At 66.6% G+C, this 20,475-nt stretch carries 19 protein-coding genes; 9 read left to right on the top strand and 10 right to left on the bottom strand.

Going from position 1 to position 20,475, the window contains the following annotated elements:
- The first annotated feature begins 1 nt into the window (after nt 1).
- The 3 genes from VIK36_RS16770 (at nt 2) to VIK36_RS16760 (ending at nt 2,895) form a co-directional block, all read left to right on the top strand.
- Nucleotides 2-1,507, top strand: a complete 1,506-nt coding sequence (locus tag VIK36_RS16770) for a dihydrolipoamide acetyltransferase family protein (protein ID WP_324642821.1) — start codon at nt 2-4, stop codon at nt 1,505-1,507.
- A gap of 126 nt (nt 1,508-1,633) precedes the next feature.
- Nucleotides 1,634-2,563, top strand: a complete 930-nt coding sequence (locus VIK36_RS16765) for a lipid kinase (RefSeq protein WP_324642820.1) — start codon at nt 1,634-1,636, stop codon at nt 2,561-2,563.
- A 146-nt stretch (nt 2,564-2,709) separates the two neighbouring features.
- A complete protein-coding gene (locus tag VIK36_RS16760; RefSeq protein ID WP_255173016.1) occupies nt 2,710-2,895 on the top strand; it encodes a hypothetical protein in 186 nt (61 codons plus the stop codon).
- 41 nt (nt 2,896-2,936) lie between these two features.
- On the opposite strand, the gene VIK36_RS16755 is transcribed toward VIK36_RS16760, so the two are convergent.
- The 7 genes from VIK36_RS16755 to VIK36_RS16725 all read right to left on the bottom strand — a co-directional run bounded on the left by VIK36_RS16755 (nt 2,937) and on the right by VIK36_RS16725 (nt 10,911).
- Nucleotides 2,937-4,019 carry a DUF1648 domain-containing protein gene (locus VIK36_RS16755; RefSeq protein WP_324645304.1) on the bottom strand — a complete coding sequence of 361 codons (1,083 nt, stop codon included), beginning with the start codon at nt 4,017-4,019 and terminating at the stop codon, nt 2,937-2,939.
- Entirely contained in the window at nt 4,019-4,408 is a 390-nt protein-coding gene (locus tag VIK36_RS16750) for a GntR family transcriptional regulator (protein ID WP_255173015.1), read from the bottom strand. The genes VIK36_RS16755 and VIK36_RS16750 overlap by 1 nt, the downstream gene beginning before the upstream one ends.
- 337 nt (nt 4,409-4,745) lie before the next feature.
- Nucleotides 4,746-6,305, bottom strand: coding sequence for a hypothetical protein (locus tag VIK36_RS16745; protein WP_324642819.1), 1,560 nt, complete (start codon nt 6,303-6,305; stop codon nt 4,746-4,748).
- The gene (locus VIK36_RS16740) at nt 6,302-7,948 is read right to left on the bottom strand and encodes a cellulose synthase catalytic subunit (protein WP_324642818.1); all 1,647 of its coding nucleotides are present in this window, start codon (nt 7,946-7,948) and stop codon (nt 6,302-6,304) included. Before VIK36_RS16740 ends, VIK36_RS16745 begins: the two co-directional genes overlap by 4 nt.
- A gap of 216 nt (nt 7,949-8,164) precedes the next feature.
- Complete coding sequence (locus VIK36_RS16735; RefSeq protein ID WP_420716276.1) at nt 8,165-9,418, bottom strand: RNA polymerase sigma factor; 1,254 nt, start codon at nt 9,416-9,418, stop codon at nt 8,165-8,167.
- Nucleotides 9,418-9,753, bottom strand: coding sequence for a YciI family protein (locus tag VIK36_RS16730; protein ID WP_255173012.1), 336 nt, complete (start codon nt 9,751-9,753; stop codon nt 9,418-9,420). Before VIK36_RS16730 ends, VIK36_RS16735 begins: the two co-directional genes overlap by 1 nt.
- Before the next feature lie 108 nt (nt 9,754-9,861).
- Entirely contained in the window at nt 9,862-10,911 is a 1,050-nt protein-coding gene (locus VIK36_RS16725; protein WP_255173011.1) for a hypothetical protein, read from the bottom strand.
- A 229-nt stretch (nt 10,912-11,140) separates the two neighbouring features.
- On the opposite strand from VIK36_RS16725, the gene VIK36_RS16720 reads away from it, so the two are divergent.
- Nucleotides 11,141-12,592: an FAD-dependent monooxygenase gene (locus VIK36_RS16720; protein WP_255173010.1), complete on the top strand. Its 1,452-nt coding sequence runs from the start codon at nt 11,141-11,143 to the stop codon at nt 12,590-12,592.
- A 330-nt stretch (nt 12,593-12,922) separates the two neighbouring features.
- Here VIK36_RS16720 and VIK36_RS16715 read toward each other — a convergent pair whose 3' ends face one another.
- On the bottom strand, nt 12,923-13,660 hold the full coding sequence (locus tag VIK36_RS16715; RefSeq protein WP_324642816.1) for a GAF and ANTAR domain-containing protein: 738 nt from the start codon (nt 13,658-13,660) through the stop codon (nt 12,923-12,925).
- 143 nt (nt 13,661-13,803) lie between these two features.
- Between VIK36_RS16715 and VIK36_RS16710 the strand changes: the two genes are divergently transcribed.
- Complete coding sequence (locus VIK36_RS16710; RefSeq protein ID WP_255173009.1) at nt 13,804-15,021, top strand: acyltransferase family protein; 1,218 nt, start codon at nt 13,804-13,806, stop codon at nt 15,019-15,021.
- A gap of 156 nt (nt 15,022-15,177) precedes the next feature.
- Complete coding sequence (locus VIK36_RS16705) at nt 15,178-16,143, top strand: glycosyltransferase (protein ID WP_255173008.1); 966 nt, start codon at nt 15,178-15,180, stop codon at nt 16,141-16,143.
- Here VIK36_RS16705 and VIK36_RS16700 read toward each other — a convergent pair.
- Nucleotides 16,140-17,678 carry an LCP family protein gene (locus tag VIK36_RS16700; RefSeq protein WP_255173007.1) on the bottom strand — a complete coding sequence of 513 codons (1,539 nt, stop codon included), beginning with the start codon at nt 17,676-17,678 and terminating at the stop codon, nt 16,140-16,142. The genes VIK36_RS16705 and VIK36_RS16700 overlap by 4 nt on opposite strands.
- A gap of 202 nt (nt 17,679-17,880) precedes the next feature.
- Between VIK36_RS16700 and ftsW the strand changes: the two genes are divergently transcribed.
- The 3 genes from ftsW to VIK36_RS16685 are packed head-to-tail and all read left to right on the top strand — an operon-like array spanning nt 17,881 to nt 20,268.
- Nucleotides 17,881-19,176, top strand: coding sequence for a putative lipid II flippase FtsW (ftsW, locus tag VIK36_RS16695; protein ID WP_255173006.1), 1,296 nt, complete (start codon nt 17,881-17,883; stop codon nt 19,174-19,176).
- Nucleotides 19,160-19,681: an MFS transporter gene (locus tag VIK36_RS16690; RefSeq protein WP_324642815.1), complete on the top strand. Its 522-nt coding sequence runs from the start codon at nt 19,160-19,162 to the stop codon at nt 19,679-19,681. Before ftsW ends, VIK36_RS16690 begins: the two co-directional genes overlap by 17 nt.
- Before the next feature lie 11 nt (nt 19,682-19,692).
- Nucleotides 19,693-20,268: an MFS transporter gene (locus VIK36_RS16685; protein WP_324642813.1), complete on the top strand. Its 576-nt coding sequence runs from the start codon at nt 19,693-19,695 to the stop codon at nt 20,266-20,268.
- Here VIK36_RS16685 and VIK36_RS16680 read toward each other — a convergent pair.
- Nucleotides 20,265-20,411, bottom strand: a complete 147-nt coding sequence (locus VIK36_RS16680; protein WP_159631085.1) for a hypothetical protein — start codon at nt 20,409-20,411, stop codon at nt 20,265-20,267. The two genes, VIK36_RS16685 and VIK36_RS16680, sit on opposite strands and share 4 nt — an antisense overlap.
- Nucleotides 20,412-20,475: the final 64 nt, after the last annotated feature.

Raw genomic sequence — 20,475 nt, 5'->3', positions numbered from 1 at the left:
CATGAGCGAACCACGCGTATTCTTGCTGCCCGACCTGGGTGAAGGCCTCACCGAAGCCGAACTGGTGGCCTGGCATGTCTCTGTGGGTGACGAGATCACCGTCGACCAGCCCATCGCCGAGGTGGAGACCGCCAAGTCCGCCGTGGAGGTGCCGTCGCCATATGCCGGGATCGTGGCCGAGCTGCACGGGAAGCCGGGGGAGACCCTGGACGTGGGGAAGCCGCTGATCTCGGTGACGCCCCTTGGCTCTGTGGTTGCCGCGGATGATGCCGCCCCCGCCCCTTCGCCGGCCCAGCCCGAGGTGGAGCCGGCGGAGACCGAGCTTGTCGAGCCGAAGCCGGAGTCGACGGAAGCTGAGGCTTACCGTGAGGAGGAGAAGGCCGGGTCCGGGAATGTCTTGATCGGTTACGGCACTCCCGGTGGGCATGGTGTTGCCCGGCGCACCCGTTCCCGGAAGTCTTCCGTAGCCGTGGCTGATCCTGCCGAGACCACGCCGGTCAGCCTGTCCAAGGAGGACGAGCTCGCGCTCCTGCGCACCCGGGTGCCCGGAAAGCTTGGCGCCGTGATCTCTCCGCTGGTCCGTCGGATGGCTCGGGAGCATGGCGTGGACCTCGGGGACATTGCGGGTTCCGGCGACAGCGGGCTGATCATGCGCCGTGACGTAGAGGCCGCCCTGCGGACAACTGCGCCCGCGGCAACGCCGGAAGCCAAGCCGGAAGCCACGCCGGTTGCCGAGCCGGTGGAAGCGCCGGAGCGTCCCGTTGAGTCCGTCGAAGCCCAGGGACGCGACGCGCGGACGGGCCTTGCCGTCTCCGCCCGCACCCCGGTCCGCGGCGTGCGCAAGGCCGTGGCCGCGAACATGGCCCGCAGCCGGTCCGAGATTCCGGAAGCAACGGTGTGGGTGGACGTGGACGCCACGGCCCTGATGGAGCTGCGCGAGGGACTGAAAGCCAACGGTGTGGAGGTCCCCGGATTGTTGGCTTTCATCGCCCGGTTCGTCACGGCGGGGCTGAAGAAGTTCCCGGAACTGAACACCCGGATTGAGACAGCCGACGACGGGTCGCAGGAGATCGTCGCCTTCGACGGGATCAATCTGGGTTTCGCGGCGCAGACCGACCGCGGCCTGGTGGTGCCTTCCGTGCGCGGGGCCGAGAAGCTCAGCGCCAGGGAGCTGGATGCGGAGATCCGCCGGCTCACCCAGGTGGCCCGGGATGGCAAGGCGACCCCGGCTGAGCTGGGCAGCGGAACGTTCACGCTGAACAACTATGGCGTGTTCGGCGTCGACGGCTCAGCGGCGATCATCAACCACCCGGAAGTGGGCATCCTCGGCGTAGGCCGGATCATCGACAAGCCGTGGGTGGTCAATGGGGAGCTGGCCGTCCGCAAGGTCACCGAACTGACCCTGACCTTCGACCACCGGGTCTGCGACGGCGGAACGGCCGGCGGCTTCCTCCGCTTCGTGGCCGACGCCATCGAAAACCCCACATCACTCCTGGCGGATATCTAGCGGCGGGCCACTCAAAGAGGTGGGCGTACGACGGCGGCCGCGTGCCGTCGTCGTACGCCTCACCTCTGCCCGTGGCTGGCTGCGCATGCAGGGACCTCCCAGCTCCATCAACCTAGGATGGTCCCCATGAAGGCTGCCCGAGACGCGGACTCCGTTGCCGTGGTGATCAATGCCGGCGCGCGCCGGGCGGCGGTACCTGACCTGGCGGTGGAGAAGCTGCAAAAGGCCGGGTTGCCCATTTCCTCTGTGCATCACGTCCGGCAGGGCAGTGAACTGCCGGGGACACTCGAGCGGGTGGTTGCCGGCGGGCACGACCTGGTGGTGGTGGGAGGTGGGGACGGTACGGTGTCCTTCGCCGCCGGCCAGCTGGCGGGGACGGGAACAGTGCTCGGGATTCTTCCGCTGGGAACGGCAAACGACCTTGCCCGCACCCTGGAAATTCCGGGCAGCCTGGACGCCGCGTGCACTGCGCTCGCCGACGGGAAGGTAGTGGATATTGACCTGGGGCGGGCGAACGGCTGGCCGTTCCTCAACGTTGCGTCGGTGGGACTGGCGGTTGGAGTTACGGAAAGCCTCAGCCCCCGCTTGAAGCGGTACCTGGGGCCATTGGCCTACGGGGTTGCGGCCGTACGCGCCTATTCCCGGCACAAGCCGTTCCGCGCCCGGCTCGAATTCCCTGACGGGGACCACGGAACGCTTGAGCTGCCGGACGTGCTGCAGGTGGCCGTCGGCAACGGCAGGCATTGCGGGGGCGGCAACGCGGTTTCGCCGACGGCAGGCATAGCCGACCACATCCTGGACGTGTATGCCATTCCCGGGGCGCCGCTCCGGGAACATGTGCGGATCGCACGGCTGCTTAAAGATGGCAGCTTTGTGGAGCGCGACGGCGTGTACCACCTGACGACCCGGCACGTCCGCTTGGTGACGCAGCCACCCCTGCCGGTTAACCTCGACGGCGAAATCGCCACCGCCACTCCCACTGACTTCACCATCGAGCGCAATGCCGTGCATGTGGTGGTGCCGCAGGGCAGCAACGCTGCGGCGCTGGATGGCTAGCGCAGCAGCCGGGTTTTACGCGGCCGGGTACGCGTGCCGTAACCTTGGACGGTAACTGCTGACGCGCCGCTGGACACCTGGGAGGGCCCGGCCCGGCGTTCTGAACAGTAATTCGCCCTCCACCGGTCTCACAAAGGGTCAGAATCTTGGCTACTGCTGCTCCTCAATCATCAACGCTCGGCGCCCTCGAAAACCTGGGCTGGACGGCCCTGTCCCTCGGTGCTGCCGCCGTGCTGCTTCCGGCGATCGGGCTGAAGGCATTGTCGAAGTCTGTTTTCCCGGGGGCGTTCAAAGCGCCCGTTGCCGAGGAACGCCACTACCTGATCCAGTAAGGGCCGGCGCAAAGCAGGCCCCGCACCGCCGCCCTACTCGGTCAGGCGGCGAAGCGGAGCGCGATCACCAAACCAGTCAGCGCAATTACTCCAGCCAGCAGCATCGCAGTCCTGGGGTTCCCGAAGTTCAATGTCCAGCCAATACCGAACCGGCGTGGCACCAGCAGCGCCGGGTCCTCCCTATTGATGTAGATCAGGCCTCCGCGCCAGTACCTGTCATCGTCACGGTGGGTCAGGCCCGTGTCCTCCCCATTTTCACTGCGGTCCCTGTTGTTCCTGGCCAGGACCGCGACGGTTGCCGCCACGGAAGCCAGGACCGGGATTACGATCACCAGCGGCGCCCACCGGGTAACCGTTCCGGTCCACATCAGCAGCGACGAGCCCAACAGGCCCAGATCGATCATGGCCACCAGCCCGAGCAGGGCCTTGGCGCCCAGAGACATGTAGTGCCGGGCCCAGCGCGAGGATCCCATGGGGCGGGCCGGGTCAAGGTCGGGCCTGCTGCGGACGATGGCCGCCGCAATGCCCGCCAGAAATGCTGTGAGGCCCAGCTGCAGGAAGACAAGGGAAAAGGCCGAGCCAACCGACTTTGCTTCCATCCTGTTGGGGACACCGTTGGCGCCAAAGTGCACAGCCAGGGTCTGGGGCATGGACGGGTACATCAGTATCCCGATTACAGCGGTGGCGGCCGTGATGACCGCGGCCGGTGCCAACCAGAGCCAGGGGAACCGCGGGGGATTGGTCCGCAGTTCCGTGTCCACGGCAATGCCCTGATGCAGGCCTTCGAACCAGCCGCCGGCAATCTTCGCTGCCCGGATCTCCTGGTGGGCCAGGAAGAAGCAGCCATACCAGGTGGCCACGAGCACCAGCACTGACAACGGCAGCAGCAAGGGTTGCCCGGTCACCGCCACGCTGCCCATGCTGGCCACCGCAATGATGCCCCCGCAGAGCGGGACCCGGCGCCGGTACAAGTGCGCCTGCCCGGTGATTACCGGATCGGCGGCATACCGGGACGGGATCCGGACTCCGAAGGGGATGGTGTTGCTGGTGACGGACGGCAGCACCAGTGCCAGCAGAAGAACCAGCCCCAGCAGTACAAAGCCCAGAACGGCGGAAACAATCATCACGTGTCCTCCTGATCCGCGGCATCAAATGAATCGAGCAGGGTCCGGCAGGCCTGGAGCACCTCGTCGGCGGGCATACCGCGGGCCACGGCCTCGGCCAGGAGCGTCCTGGCCCTCGCGGTCCAGTCAGACGCAAGGAGTTGGTCGGTGGCCGCCGCGGTTACGACAGCCCCCGTACCGCGGCTAAGGCGGATCAGCCCCTCCTGGCGAAGGAGATCGTAGGCCTTGTTGACGGTGTGGAAGTTGATGCCGAAGTCGGCGGCGAGCGTGCGGGTGGGCGGCAGCGGGCTGCCTTCGGTCAGTGCGCCGTGTGCGATTGCTTCCACGATCTGGTCCCGGATCTGCTGGTAGAGCGGCACATCAGCGGCCAGATCGACGTTGAGGATCAACGCACTTCACCTTCTTACCTTTGTTCTATTAGGTATAGAACAAAGGTTCCCTTGTCGCCAGCCTTCTTCCCCCGCTCGGCCCAGCCCGCCGTCGTCGTGCCTAATTTTTTTCAATAGGGGTCTTTACGCACTGGCAGCGGCTTATTAAAGTGGAACGCGTCATAGTCCGGATGGGCGCCGGGGGCGTCCGGGAAGGGGGATTGCGCATCACCGCTGACCGATACCAGAAGACAAATGACCACTACGTTGAGGGCCCCTCCTAGGAGGGGCCTTCCCTTTTGTTGTGCACCGGCTTCTGCGGCGCGCCGCCGCCACGCCCAGTTACCTGGGGATCCACTCACTGGGGGATGTGGTCAAACCTCTGGTAGATCCGCCATGTGTGGCCGGAGGCGGCATCGGTGACCGTGTCAGTCTGTGCGAAGCCGAACTCCTCCGGTTGCAGCTGTTGGCCGATCGGGGTGCTCCGGTCAAGGACGACGAGCTGGAAGTAGTTGTCCTCCAGCGCGTGCTGGTAGGCCTCCAGTCCCTGGAAGACCCGGTGGCCTTCATCGGGGTCGTCATAAAAGAACGAACCGTCATACGTGGCCGTCCACTGCCAGGGCCCGGTCTTGTCCTCCAACGAATACATCAACGGTTCAGGGACTTCAGCCAGCGTGCGGATCCAGGGCATGGAGTCCACGGCGAACTCCACCGTGTTGTGCAGGGGAGTGGTGGCAGGCCACACGTGGAAGAGCTTCTCGGACTGCATCAGCCCCGCTACCAGCACGGCGTAGCACGCCGCCGCAACGAGCAGAACTGTGACCTTCCGTCCGGTGCGTACCAGGGCCGAGAGCACTGCCCCGGCCAGCGGTGCGCCGAAAATGATGCCAAGGGTGAGGTGCTTGTGCAGGGACACCGCTTCACCCATCCAGATCTGGTATCCGGTGGCTGCGATGGTACCGGCAAGCATCAGCACCGCGAGGACCGGTTGGCGGCGCATCAGGTAAATGCCGCCGGCGATCATGAGGGCGAAGGTGAGACCGGCCCACACCCCGACCTGGCTTACCAACGTGAGGACAGGAGTCTCGTGCACCATGGCGGCCCGGTCCGTGGTGGTCTTCTGGAGGCCCGCCAGCAGGGCCGACCCCCAGGTCAGCGCCGAGCCCACCAGCAGGACCAGCACGGTGAGCCCGGCAGCCGCGCCGCGGGCCACCGCCCTCGCCCGGGTGGAGCGTACCGCCCACCCCACGACCAGGGTCAGCAGCATGACGAACGGGACGTCGATGGCCGAGGAGTATTTCAGCAGCACGGCCAGGGAGCAGAGGACCCCGATGGACAAGCCCCACAAAGTGGAACGGTTGCGCTTGCTGGACCAGATGCTCAGCGCGGCCGCCCAGGCGATGAGGGCGAAGCTGGGGGCGTCGAAGGTGGCGAAGTTGGACAGGAAAATGACCGGCGCAGAGAGGGCGAAGACGAAAGCGGCGAAGATACCCGCGGTGCGTGGCCGGGCGTGGTGGTCGAAAAGCACATTTGTCCCCCAGTAGACCGCCGCCGTTGCGCTGAGCATGCAGACCGTGGAGAACAAGCGGGCCAAGGCCAGGCCGCCGAGCCGGTCCAGCAGTGCTCCCAGCACCGGGTAGAGCATCGGTGCACCGGAAAAGAATGACTCCGGGTGCGTGTACACCACCACGTCCGGGTCCGCCCAGGACTTCAGGATCCAGTCGCCGGTATACAGATACAGCGCTTCGTCCTGGAATGCGGTGTTGCTTAGCCGGAGCGCCGAGACCGCCTGCACCAAAAGGATCAGGGCGATGGGAATGCGCCGGATGTACCTGTCCGCGCTGGGCCGTTTGGCGGCCGGAAGGAACGACTCCAGCGCCGCCCGCCACGTGGGACGGGCGGCGACACCGGTGCTCACCGGCTCTCCACCATCGCCACGGGGGCTGGCTCGGCTGCAGAGGAGCGTCCCCGGCCCATGGCCATGACCCCCACCGGAACGAACACGTAGGACGACAGCACGAAGAGGACAATCGTGGCCCAGAACTGCTGGATCCCGTATTGGTTCACGCCCAGGCACAAACCCACCAGGGTCAGAGACTGGGTGGCCAGGATGTAAGGACCCATGAAGGACCGTACCCGACGGGCGGCGGGGATCTGCGCCGATGCGCTGCCGGTGGGAACCCATTCCGACACCAGGCCCCGGAACATATCGGCGATGCAGAAGAGATGGGCGAAACCGTAAATTGCCTGCACGCGCAGCACGTCCAGCCGCCACCGGCCCAGGGAAACCATTGGCAGCACGATCAGCCACAGCACAACCGCGCCCAGGAGGGGCAGGGAGTTGATCGGCGTGATGTTCGCCGGGAAAAAGAACGCCATGACGATCAACGGAATGGGTGCGAGAAGCGCCAGCATCGCCGTGCTCATGTAATAGAGGAAACCTGACCAAAAGCTCATCCGCTGGGGCAGCGTCAGCGATGGGGTGTCGTGGAATGAATCCGCCGCCACGAGCGACATCGACCCCTCACACCAGCGGTACTGCTGGGAAATAAACGAATCGATGTCGGTAGGGCACTGGCCGCGGGAGAGCAGCACCGGCACGTACTTGAGCTGGTACCCCTGCTCCTTCATATGGAGGCCGGTGTAGACGTCCTCGCTGTGGCCGATCTGCGGGAAACCTCCAATTGCCTCCAGCGCCTGGCGGCGGTAGACGGCTGAGGTGCCCACGCAGATTGCCCCGCCCACCGCATCCCGGGAGGGCTGGATGAATCGGTAGAACATCTCCTGGGTGGCTCCGGCGCACCGCTCCAGCCAGGACATCGACTTGTGGGTGTAGAAGTGTTGCGGGCTCTGCACGATGCCCACCGTGGGATCGTCGAGGTAGGGCACGAGCTCCAGCAGGAAGTCCGGCCGCGGCACGAAGTCCGCATCGAAGATCACCACATGATCACATGAGGTGCGTTCGAACGCGTACTGAAGATTGCCGGCCTTTTTGAAGGCGTCGCCCGGCCCGGCCATGTATCCAAAGCCGCTCCAAACGGCGAGTTCACGCACTTCCTCGCGCCCGGCGTCGTCCAGTACGTGGACCCGGAGCACGCCCGGCCACTGCAGGTTCCTGACGTGGTGCGCGGTGTTGGCCAGCACCTCCAGATCTTCCCCGCAGGTGGGGATAAAGACGTCGATACTCGGCACCTGGGTGGGATCCCACAGTTCGACGGTGGCCGCGTGGTCAGCGATTGAAATGCGCCGGCGGTAGGTGGAGGTCCGCAGGCTAAGGCACTGCTCGGTGACCAGCAGGACGAGCGGCAGAAGGAAGACCAGGGTCCAGTAGGACTGGGTGGCCAGGCCGACGAAGCTGACCGCAAAGCCGGCCATGGCCAGCGCAGACAGCCAGAATACCCAGCGGTGCTGCGGCGTGCGCAGGTAGGAGTATTTCTCCCCGTCCTGCGGCGGCATCAGCCATGCGAAGCCGGTCTGGCTGGGGACGATAGTGGGGCTGTCTGCCGCATTTCCGAGGGCTAGTGAGCCGCCGGGCCGCAGCCGTTGCACGTCAAAAAACATGGTTGCTCCCGATCAGTCGCAGTCTTCGCTTCCAGGCAGGTGTGCTGCGATGGCGACTTGTAGTTCCAGTGTTGCTACCTTGGCGGTGAAGTCAGCCTAGGTTGGCGTCTGCAGGCCTCGATATAAGAGGTGGTACCTGTCTTTTTGGCGCGGAGGCGCGAAACTTGGACTACTGGCAAAGCGGACGCGGGAGCGGACCTTGAGATGCGCCGGCGGTCAATCGCCCAACGCGCTCAAACGGCCATGGAGGAACCGGCGCTCAGCGTCGTTGGCCGTGAGGATCAGCGCCTCCTCGAACGCCACCCGTGCCTCCTCCGGGCGGCCAAGCCGGACCAGGAAATCCCCACGGGCGGCAGCCAGATACGGGTAGCGGGCCAGCTGCGGGTCGCCTCCCAGGACATCAAGTTCCGCCAGGCCTTCCGCGTAACCCACCGCGAAGCCCAGGGCGATGGCCCGGTTGAGCCGCACCACCGGGGAAGGCCACCTCTCCATGAGCAGGTCGTAGAGACCCAGGATCTCCTGCCAGTCGGTGTCCAGCCAGGACGTGCTCTCGTCATGCACGGCTGCGATCGCCGCCATGAGCGCGAAACGCCCCGGCGGCCGTCCGGCAAGCGACTCCCGCAGGAGCGCCACACCTTCCGCGATGGCCTGCCGGTCCCACTTGGACCGGTCCTGGTGCTCCAGGAGAACCACGTCATGCCGGTCATCGACCCGGGCGTCCCTGCGGGCCCCCGTGAGCAGGACCAGGGCCAGGAGTCCGGCCACGTCGCGGTCCCCGGGAAGCAGGACGCGCAGCATCCTGGCCAGTTCCAGCCCGCGGTCAGCGAGGTCCCGGCGCATCAGGTCAGCTCCCGACGGGGCGGTGTGCCCGGTGGTGTACACGAGGTACAGCACCGACAGCACGCCATCCAACCGCTCCGGCAGCTCTGCTGCCGGCGGCACCCGGTAGGGGATATTGGCCGCTGCGATCTTCTTCTTTGCGCGGGTGATGCGGCCCGCCATCGTGGCCTCGGGGACGAGGAACGCCCGTGCCACCTCGGCGGTGGACAGCCCGCACAGCAGCCGCAGCGTCAGGGCCACCTTGGCGTCGAGTGCCAGGGCAGGATGGCAGCAGGTGAAAATGAGCCGGAGCCGGTCGTCGGGGATCTCTTCAGGCGCCATGTCCGGCAGACCGCCGTCGTGATCCTCCCGCGCAAGCAGCTTGGGCAGCGCCCGTTGCGCTGTGGCCGCGCGGCGCTGCATGTCCAGGGCCCGCCGTCGCGCCGCCACCGTGAGCCACGCCCCGGGGTTCCGGGGAATGCCGCTCCTGCCCCAGGTGGCCAATGCGCTGGCGTACGCGTCCTGGACGGCTTCCTCGGCGGCATCGATGCTGCCGGCAACGCGGACCGTGGCCGCCAGGACGAAGGCCCACTCGCGGCGGTGCGCGTCCGCGACCGCCGCGGCAACCTCCGGGCTGGCGGCCTCCGGCATCAGTTGGCCACCCGTACGGGCCACACCTCTACTCCGACGCCGGCCGGAACTTCCTTGGCGATCTCAAGCGCCTCATCGAGGTCAGCTGCGTCGATGAGGTAGTAGCCGCCCAGGGTTTCCTTCGACTCGGCGAACGGGCCGTCCGTGACCAGGAACCCGCCGTCCCCGTCGCGGCGGACGGACGTCGCTGTGGAGGAGGGGTGCAGCGCTGCGCCGCTGAGCAGGGATGCACCGCGCCGTTGCTGGAACTCCTGGTAGCTGGCGCTGATGGATTCCCCTTCGGCCTGCCGGGCCACGGCCTCGTCCTGGTAAATCAGGATCAAATACTTGGACATGTCATGCTCCTTTGCCGTTGTGCAGAGCCCTTCAGCAGGCTCCTACCCATACGACGCGGACGGGACGCACAATTCGACAGGAGTACACAATAAATCTCAAGGGGGCGCTCACGCCGGCGGCCAGGGCGGAACGGGTTCATGGTATTTGATGATGGCGGCTTTGGCCTGCTGGTACCGGGCTTCACTGCTGCCGAGCATCGAGTCCCCCATGAAGCTGAATCCGAACAGACCGTTCGCCTTTAGTTCAGCGACTTTGGCATCGTTGAAAAACCCCACCATGTCCGCGTCGTACGTTGCCAGCGAGTTGTTGTCCGGATTGTAGTGCGCCAGGAGGGACAAGCCATTTCCGTACCCGTGCAGCGTTTTCACCATCCAGGTGGTCTGTTCCACATTTTCGTGATTGCCCATTGCCTGGAATGACTGGAAGTCTGAGTCATCCATGACGTCCTTGAAGTGGGGCAGCATGGACCGGCCTCCACCGCGGGCCGGGTCGTCGAACGTTGCGGCCCAGCCACCCCACGTTAGGGCCACCCGCGAATTGGGGGCGAACTGGTGGAAGGTGTCCTTTGCCTCCAGATAGGCGTCTTTCAGGGCCCGGTAATAGGCCTGCCCCGTGTCCCAGTAGTTCCCGTCCTCCCGGCACGGATACGTCTGGAACTCAGTGAACATGGAGACGTACAGCGGCGGCCCCGACGCAGCACCCCCGGTGTTCTTCGCCAGCTGCACCATGTCCGCCTGGAACTCGCGGGACAAGGGGTATGCTTCGCCACAGACCGGGCCGTACTTGGTCTGCACGATGCCATCCGGGCTTCCGCCCGGGGCGCCCGGGCGCGGGTAGCCGTCCCAGATCACCAGGTGCATTGCTTTGCCCGCCGCATAGATCTGCGGGGTCACAGCCGTCCGGTAAATATCGAAAAACTCCATGTCAGTGCGGAAGCTGAACCAGCTGGTGATGATGCTGACCGGCGCCTCTTGGACCAGGCGGTTCTCGAGCGATCTGTACGCCTGCGACCCCAAGCCAAAAAGGAGGCCGCCCTGGGCCTGGACCGCATTGTCCGCAGCGCGGGGTACCGCGGCAGCAGGGTGTTGTCCGCCGGCTCCCGTAGAGGGAACGCTTCCTGCCAGGAGGATCCACACCGCCAGTAACACGGCGGGCACAACTCGTCCCGTCCCTGGACGACGGTCAAGGGCACTTAGGTTAGAGCGGATAGATGTCATGACGCCTCCAGCGGACGGAAGGCAGGCCTCGAATGTCCGCGGCGAAACGTGGGATGGGCGCCGCCGGGATCCCTTCCATTTCCAAGGTACCCCGGCGCCGGGGCCTTGCCGCAAGACCCCGGGGCTACCGCATACTGGCGGTCATGACAAGGAGGGGGACGGGGAGGGTATGCATGATGCAGTGATTGTGGGCTGCGGACCCACGGGGTTGATGCTGGCGGGGGAGCTCCGGCTGGCGGGAGTGGATGCGGTTGTCCTGGAGCGGCGCCCCTCCCAGGAGCTGGCCGGCTCGCGCGGGGGCGGAATCCATTCGCGCAGCATCGAGCTGCTGGACCAGCGCGGCATCGCGCAGCAGTTCCTCGCCACGGGCAAGACCGTCCAGACGGCCTCCTTTGGCAACACGCAGCTGGACCTGGGCGGGCTGCCCACGCGCCACCCGTACACGCTGGCGTTGTTCCAGAACCACATCGAGCGCCTGCTGCTGGAGTGGGTGGAGGAACTGGGCGTGGAGATCCGGCGCGGCGTGGAGGTCACCGGAGTTTCAGCGGACGACGACGGCGTGGAGGTCCAGCTTGCCGCCGGCGGAACTGTGCGGGCCCGCTACGTCGTGGGTGCCGACGGTGGGCGCAGCATGGTGCGGCGGGCGGCGGGTATTCCGATGGTGGGTCCGGACGCGACGCGGAGCAGCTTGATCGCGGAGGTGAAGGTGGCGGGGGAGCCTATCCAGCAGGGGAAGGTGGACGGGCGCGGTATCCATGGGCTGTACCCGATGGGTGGGGGCCTGGTCCGGGTGGTGGTGACCGAAGCCTCCCTTGGCCCGGCCACCGAGCCCACCCTGGCGGAGCTGCGCCAGGCTCTGACCGACGTGTTCGGCACCGACTTCGGGGTCCACAGCCCCACGTGGCTGTCGCGCTTCACGGACGCCACCCGGCAGGCGGAGTCCTACCGCAAGGGCCGGGTGCTGCTGGCCGGTGATGCGGCCCATGTCCATTCACCCACGGGCGGACTCGGCATCGGCCTGGGGCTGCAGGACGCCGTCAACCTGGGCTGGAAGCTGGGGCAGGTGCTGCAGGACATCTCCGGCGCCGGGTTGCTGGACAGCTACCACGCGGAGCGCCACCCGGCGGGGGAGCGGGCGCTCAAGTACACCATGGCCCAGTCCCTCTTCCAGAAGGCCGATCCGCGGCAGGAGGCCGTGCGCGACCTGCTCGGCGAGGTGCTCCGCGTTGATGGTGCAGGGGCACCGATCGCGGCACTGATCACCGGGCTCGACGTCGCCTACGACGTGGGCACGGGCCACCCGCTGCTGGGCCGCCGGATGCCGGACCTGGACATCGCCACTGGGTCCGGGCCAACCAGCGTGTACGGGTTACTGCACCGGGCGCGGCCGGTGCTGCTGGAATTCGGTGGCCCGGGGCTGGAGCCTGGCGCGTGGGCCGGGTACGTGCAACATGTCAGGGCAACGTACGACGACGCGTGGCAGCTTCCCGTGCTGGGCACCGTTGCCGCACCAACGGCAGTCCTGGTCCGGCCCGACGGCTACGTAGCCTGGGTGGGCGAAGGCTCAGCGGACGGGCTCACCGAGGCCCTCGGCACCTGGTTCGGCAAGCCGGTCCGGTGAAGAGTTCATGAGCCGTGCGGGCGCCACAGATGCATTAATCGCGGGAAATTGACCAAAAACTGCGGGAACGCCCCCTATTGCCAGGCGGCACCCGTTTGTTAGGCTGATCCCCGGGTCAGGCAGGCGGCCCATCTGTTGCCGCTTGAGGAACCCTTTTCCAGCGCCACCCCGCCCCTTCGGCCGGGCGATTGGCCGAACATTCCCAGGCATGCGACCGTCCGTGAAGCTGACGCGGATGTGGCCCAGGGTATCCAATTTTCGGGGGTGGGCCACATCCCGTCTTACACTCCGGGGACCAGCAGCGTCGCTGGCCCCCGGGCCACGGACTCTTCAGTCGTCGAAGTGCGCCTTCGCATCCTTCGGGCCGGAAAAGCGGTTCACCAGCCCCTCGGCAAGCTCATTGAGTTTTTGGTTCCTGCTGTTGGAGGCGCTGCGGAGAAGCTCGAACGCGTCGTCCTTGTTGCACTTGTTTTGCGCCATGATGATCCCGCAGGCCAAGTCAATGACGGTCCTGGTGTCCATGGCGGCTTTCAGGTTTTCAGCGCGCTGCTCCGCTGACGCGATCCGCACGGCAAGCCGGAGCGCCTTGCCCGCCATGTCGCCGAACCTTGCCGCGTCGGCGACCGCCCGCTCACTGAAGAGTCCGCTGGCCGGAGCGAAGAAGTCGAGGACCGCGCCGGCGTCGTAATCCAATTTCATAGGTACGCCCAGCGAGCTGGCGACGCCGGCGGCGGAAAGGGCCGTGCAGTACTCAGGCCACCGCGGGTCCGAGGACACGTCATCCAGCAGGACGGGAACCCCGGTTTCGAGGGCCTCGACGCAGGGCCCGTCTCCCAGTGATTGTTCAATCCGGTCCAGCACCACCGCCCGCCCGCTGCTGCCGCCGATGGTTACCGTACGCTTGCGGCGGTGCAGGGTGACGGCACACTCAATAGGTCTACCCGTGGTGCTGGTCATGGTGGCTGCCGCGTATCCGGTCAGATCGTCGAGGACGGATTTGATGTCCTCCATCCCGGCGATGAGATCCACAAGCTCTTCGAGGTCTTCTGCCATGTCCTGGTCCACCATGCCTTCAATGTAGAAGCGGCGGCCAGCCTTCACAAGGGCGCTCCGCCCCCTCTCTTGCCAGCCGCCGCCCAGCTGCCGTCCAGCGCAGTTATGGAAACGTTATATATGCTTGCTGAGTGGTTTTGAGGTCAAGCAGCGGAAATTTGTCAGCAACAGCACGCCCGGCGGCGCCCGGAACAGGGCTCCTCGCCGGACGCAAGCATGCTTTGGACGGGCTCCGGATCGTCGCCGTCGCCGGCGTGTTTTTCTTCCATACGGCAACCGAGTCCATGCCGGGCGGCTCCATCGGCGTCGACGTGTTCTTCACGCTCAGCGGCTTTGTTATCACGCTGCTGATCATGAAGGAACGGATCGCCACCGGCAGGCTGCACCTGGGCGTCTTCTACGCCAAGCGCCTGGCCCGCCTCTGGCCGGCACTGCTGGCCCTCTGCGCCGTGATCGTGGCGGCAGGCGTCGTGTTTCCCGACTCAGGCTGGGGCGGGCAGGCGGAGTTTGTCCTTCCCGCTGCCGGCTACGTGATGAACCTGGCGCACTTTGGCATGTTCGGTGACTCCATTGCCGGCGAAACCCTGGGCCCCACGTGGACGCTGGCCGTGGAGGAGCAGTTCTACCTGGTGTGGCCGCTGCTCTTGCTGGTGATGCTCCGGTTCTGGAAGGTCCGCACCACAGCCATCGCCACCGTGGCCCTGGCCGCAGCCTTCCTGCTGAACCGGTTCCTGCTGGTCAACGCGGGGCAGCCGCTGGACCGCATCTACAACGGCCCGGACACGCGGGCCGACGAACTGCTGATCGGCTGCGCGCTGGCCCTTCTGTTCACCGCCGTGCGGCAGGGCTCCCGGCTGCACAACGCCATGGCATCGGGGGCCCGCTGGGGTGCCCCGCTTGCCGGCCTGGCCCTGGTGGCCGCGCTGTTCCTGCTCAAGGAGCCCGATACCCCCGGCGCCTGGTTCAACACGTTCTGGACCGTGGGCCCCACCGCGCTCGCGCTGATCTCGGCCGTATTGATCGGCTCGCTGGTCCTGCAGCCTGCCGGTTTCCTGTCGCGTATCCTCAGCCACCCCTGGCTGGCGCGCCCGGGCCGTGACCTGTCCTACGCCATGTATCTCTGGCACCTGCCGGTCTACCTGCTGCTGATGCCCCTCATTCCGGCGCTTCCGCTCCGCATCGCCCTGACCGCGGCCTTCACCGTGCTGCTGGCGTACGCGTCCTTCCGTTTCGTTGAGCGGCCGCTCCGGCTCTGGGCGAACCGGAAGCTGGAGCCCGCCGTCGAACATCCCGCAATCGAACGCCCCAACGCGGAAGGCCGTGGCGAGGAAGGCGGGCGCAGCGCGGAACTCGAGCCGGCTGCCCGGATGTCCTAGCCAAAAGGGCTCCCGCCGCTGGGGAGTTCGGGAGGATGTGGGCGGACTGCGGTCATCCACAGGAGACGGGTGATGTTCTTGTGCAGCCGGAGGCTGGTTATTAGGTTTGGAGTCCCGGAAGAGCCGTCCGCGGCACCGCACGAAAGGCCATGACCTTTGGCTCCATACACTTTCCTGGCCCTTGGTCCAGCCTCGGCCATGGCTGACGCCGCGTGGATCAGCCATCCGATGATCAAGGCGATCTGCCAGTACGAGGGCGCGGCCATCACCGGCAAACGCTGGGGCTCCAGGGTCCTGGGAATTGGAATCGATGCCCTGGTGCTGGCGCTGAAGACCCTCCAGCCGTCCGTCTCGGGGCCCTACTTCGCCACCAACCCGTGGATCGGGGCCGCGCTGCGGCTCACGGGCAGGAAAGACTTCGTGGTCACCGGGATCTATGCCGAGCCCTCCAGTCGGAGCTGGAAGATCCTGCGCCGGCTCATCGGTGACGCGCCTGTCATCACCATGTCCCAGTCCGAGGCCGTGCCTTGGAATGCCGACGGCGGCAACGCCTGGTGTGTGCTGTACGGGAACACCCTGCGCTATCCGCCGAAGCAGCAGTCCGACGAGGGTTTCCACATATTTGTGGGCGGCTCATCGGACCGCGACCCCTTGGCCATCCGGGCCCTGGAGGACGAAGTGCTCGCGAGCACCACGCCCGTCCGGCTGACGATTGCCACCGGCGGGCCGGCCGGTGAAAGCCGCCGCGGTGGAAACGTGGTGAGGCGCCCGGGCTACGTGAGCCAAAAGGAATTCGGGGAGCTGCTCAGTACCGCATCGGTGGTGTTCCTTCCGCTGGCGCGGGGGACCAGGGCGGCAGGGCATATGGTCCTGGTGGGGGCAGTTGAAAGCGGCATTGCCGTGGCAGTCACGCCCAATGAGGGCATGCGGGAATACGTGCTGGATCCCGGCGTTGCCCTCTGCGACCCGGACCAGCCCATTCTTCCCCAGCTCCGGGAGTTGGCCGACGCCACGCGGCACAGACAGGCGGAGATTCACGCACTGTGGGAGGAGAAGCTCAGCCTGGACAGCTATATTTCGCGGATCATGGAGTTGCTCGAGCCTGCCCGGACCACGGCCTAGTAGCCGGTGGGGTTGGCTGACTGGCAGGTCTGGTCGCTGCCGGTCTGCACCACCACGCTGCCGGAGGAATCAGCGGACGACGGCGGTGCGGCGGGTTTGGTGCCGGTGGCAAAATCCGTGCCGGCGTACAGCTGCACGCCCTGGATGTTCGCCACCTGCTGGACACTGGTGGCGGGCAGGCCGAACAGCGCCGCCACATCCGCGGCGACGTCCTCAAACCCGGCGGAGTAGTAGACCATGGTCTGGCTCTGCGCCTGGGCCTGCAGCTTGGTCAGCTTGGTGAAACCGGCATCCGAGAGCAGACCGGCAATCGCGGTGCTCCGGCCGGTGACCCCGGTGCCGTTGGCGATGGAGACCGGCTGCAGGGACTTGTCGTACGCCGGCGCCGCGGGCGTTGCGGGCGTCTCCGTGGGCGCCGCGGGGGCGGGCTGGCTCAGGTCCGGGCTGTTGCGCAGGGCGGCGAAGAAGTTGGACGCCGCCGGTTCATCAAGAGCCAGCCGGTTGGGGTCCTGCGGGGACGGCACCGTGGGGGTGGTGATGAAGTTGATGTTGGCGGGATCGATGTTCTTCAGCCGGTTGGCGATGGTGAGCAGCGACGGGATGGAGGACAGACCGGAATCAACCGTCAGGTTCTTGGTGATGGTATCGGCGATGGTCAGCGTCTTCTGCGGGTTGCCCAGCGTGCCCTCGGACTTCAGCTTCCGGCTGAGTGACGCCAGGAAGCCCTGCTGGGCCTGGATGCGGCCCAGGTCCCCGCCGTTTGCGAAGGCATGCCGGGTGCGCAGGAACGCCAGCGCCTGGTCGCCCTGCACCTGGGACTTGCCGGCGGGCAGCGTCAGGTGGGAATCGGGATCGTTGACGGCAGCGGTGACGCAGACCTCCACGCCGCCCACTGCGTTGGAGAGCTCCTTCACCGCGTTGAAGTCAGCCATCATGAAGTGGTCCACTTCCAGGCCCGTGAGCTTGTTCACCGTGTCCACGGCGCAGCCGATGCCGGCCTGGGCCATGGCGCTGTTAATCATGGCGCTCTTCTGCTCGGGATACTTCTGGTTGGTCTTGGAATCCGTGCACGCCGGCACGTCCACCAGCAGGTCACGGGGGAAGCTGATGACGTTGACGTGCTTGTTGTCTGCCGAGATGTCCAGCAGCATCATCACGTCCGACTGCCCATAGCCGGAGGACTGGTCCGCCGTGCCGAACTGGCTGTTGTTGCCTTCCCGCGTGTCCGAGCCCAGCACCAGGATCTGCAGCCTGTCGGTGCTGTCATTCACGGCGCCCTCGGTGCGCTGGCCTCCGGCGGTCAGCTCCGAGGTGCTGATGTTGGACTGCAGGCGCCAGGCCCAGTAGCCGCCGAACGCCAGGACGCCCAGGAGCAGCACCGACACCAGTGCGGTGACGGCCTTGACCCAGCGCGGGGCACGGCGGAAGGGCCGACGGCGGCGGGAACTTGCGGCGTACAGCTTGCCCTGGCCTGGGTAGGCGGCGGGGCTGGCGGCTTCCTGTTCCGGGCCGGGGGATTTTCTGAAACCGAACACGACAAAATGACCTTCGGGAGGGGACAGGTTTCCGCTACGCTACACGCCCAAGCTGGCAATTCGCCCAGAACCGTGGCGGTGGCGGGTGTCCCGGCGCCTCCGCCGGTGTGCGGGGGCGTACTCTTTCTTCTCGGCGGTACCCGCCCCGGAGATGGGCCCGGCCATGGGGGAAGCCCTGGTGTGCAGGCTGAGGAACGGACAGATGGATACAGGACAAAAGCAGCGCGGGACGGGCCGTCCTGCCCGGCGCGGGTTGGGCAAACTGGCGGTCTGGCTGGAGGACGACTCCCCGGGACGCCTCCGCCCGCTGATCCTGGCGGTGGTCCTCACGCTCTCGGCGATCGGACTCGTGGAGGTGGCATCGGCGTCGTCTGTGGAATCCGTGGCGGCAGGAAACAATCCGTACGATCTTCCCCTGAAGCAGGCCATGTGGACCGTGGCCGGCGTGGTGATCATGCTGGTGCTGGCGCGCATGTCCGTGCGGCGGATCAGGTGGCTGGGCTGGGGGATGTTGATCGGCTCACTCTTTGCCCTGGTGCTGGTGTTCACCCCGCTGGGCATGTCCGTGAACGGCAACCGGAACTGGCTGAGCGTGGGAGGCTTCACCGCGCAGCCGTCCGAGTTCGCCAAGCTGTCGCTGATTGTCTGGGGCGCCGGGATCCTGGACCGGAAGCAGGCCCTGCTGGGGCAGTGGAAGCACGCCGTCGTCCCGCTCGCGCCAGCCGGAGCACTCATCATGGGCATCGTGGCGCTGGGGCACGACCTCGGCACCACCATGATCATCATGATGATCCTCGCTGCCACCATGTTCTACGGCGGCGTGCGGATGAAGGTGTTCTCCGTGGCCGGCCTGATCTGCGCGGCGGGCGCCCTGGTGCTTGCAGCCACCAGCGGCAACAGGATGGGCCGGATCTCCTCCTGGCTGGGCATGGGCTCCGAGGAGGACGCGCAGGGCATGGGCTACCAGGCGCAGCACGGCGCCTACGCCCTGGCCTCCGGCAGCTGGTTCGGCGTGGGCCTGGGGCAGAGCCGGCAGAAGTGGAACTGGATCCCGGAAGCCCACAACGACTTCATCTTTTCCATCCTCGGCGAAGAACTGGGCCTGGCCGGTTCGCTCCTGGTGCTGGGCCTGTTCGCCATCCTGGCCATCGCCGTGTTCAAGACCATCGCCCGCACCACGGACACGTTCTCGCGGACCGTGGCCTGCAGCGTGATCACCTGGATCCTGGGCCAGGCCGTGATCAACATCGCCATGGTCAGCGGGCTGCTGCCAGTGATCGGCGTGCCGCTTCCGTTCATCTCCTACGGTGGTTCAGCCATGGTCTCCTCCCTGGCCGGGATCGGGGTGATCCTTGCCGTGACCCGTCCGGAAGGAACTGTTCCCCCCGCCCGCCGCGGCATCCGCCTGGGCCGCGCCCGCTTGAACGGCGCCAGGCAGAACGGTGCCGTGGCTGATCGTGCAGTGAAGCAGGTCCGGGAGCATGCCCACCAGCGCTAGCGCCGCCGGGAGGGGCCCCGCGGCGCCCATGACCGCCATCCGCTTCATCCTGGTCTTCGGACTCATCAGCGCGCTGATGGACATGGTGTACGAGGGCGCCCGAAGTGTGACCGGTCCGTTCCTCGGTGCGCTGGGCGCGTCCGCGCTCCTGGTCAGCGTGGTCACCGGTGCCGGGGAGGCTGTGGCCCTGGTCCTTCGCCTGGTGTTCGGGCGGCTGGCGGACAGGCCCGGGCTGCGGTGGGCACTGGCGATCAGCGGGTACGCGCTGACGGCCGTCTCCGTGCCGTTGCTGGGAATCACTGACGCGCTGTGGGTTGCCTGCCTCCTGGTCCTGGCGGAGCGGCTGGGCAAGGCCGTAAGGAGCCCGGCGAAGGACACCATGCTGGCCGAGGCAGGTTCGGCGCTGGGCCAGGGCAAGGCCTTCGCGCTGCACGAGGCGCTGGACCAGGTGGGAGCGCTGCTGGGGCCGCTGCTGGTGGGGGTGGCCCTGGCCCCGCTTCCGTGAAGCCCGTTCCCATGCCCCGGCAGTACTGGCTGTACGCCGCGTTCAGCAGCCTGACCATGTTCGGATATGCCACGTTTGGGCTGTTGTCCTTCCACCTGGTGGCCACCGGTCTCCTCCCGCCGGCGGCGGTCCCCGTTCTCTACGCCGCGGCCATGGGGGTGGACGCCGTGGCCGCCCTGGCCTCCGGTTGGCTCTTTGACCGGGTGGGGCTGAAAGTCCTCCTGGTCCTGCCCGTCCTCGCGGCGGCCGTGCCGTGGCTGGGCTTCAGCAACAACACGGCGCTCGCGGTCACAGGGGTTCTGGTGTGGGGAGCGGCCATGGGCGTCCAGGAAAGCACCATGCGGGCAGGCGTGGCGGGGCTTGCTCCGGTGGAACGGCGGGGGAGTGCCTATGGAATGTTCACTGCGTGCTACGGCCTCGCCTGGCTGGCCGGGAGCTTCCTCATCGGTGTGCTGTACGAGTACTCAAGACCTGCCGTGGCCGTCACCGTCACGGCAGTGCAGGCTGCCGCCATGGTGATTTTCGCCGTCGTCCGTCCTCATGCCGTGCGCCCTGGACTGCAGTCCTCGGGGAACGAACCTTCCTAGGCGACCGCTCCGGCCACCTCGGGGCATTCAGCGCAGCGGACGTCCGCAACCAGGGAACCGGCGTCGTCCTTTTGGAAGTGGGTGACGTGATTGGTGGTCCTGCCGCAGGTGGGGCAGAAACTCTGGCTTTGTTTAGTCCACATGCATGAATAATACGGAACGCCGTGATAAAGGAAAGATTGCCGGCCGAAACCATGTGGATTTCCG

Origin of the sequence: Pseudarthrobacter sp. LT1, assembly GCF_035621795.1 — a bacterium.
GTDB lineage: Bacteria > Actinomycetota > Actinomycetes > Actinomycetales > Micrococcaceae > Arthrobacter.
This window is presented reverse-complemented; position numbering and strand designations above follow the sequence as displayed.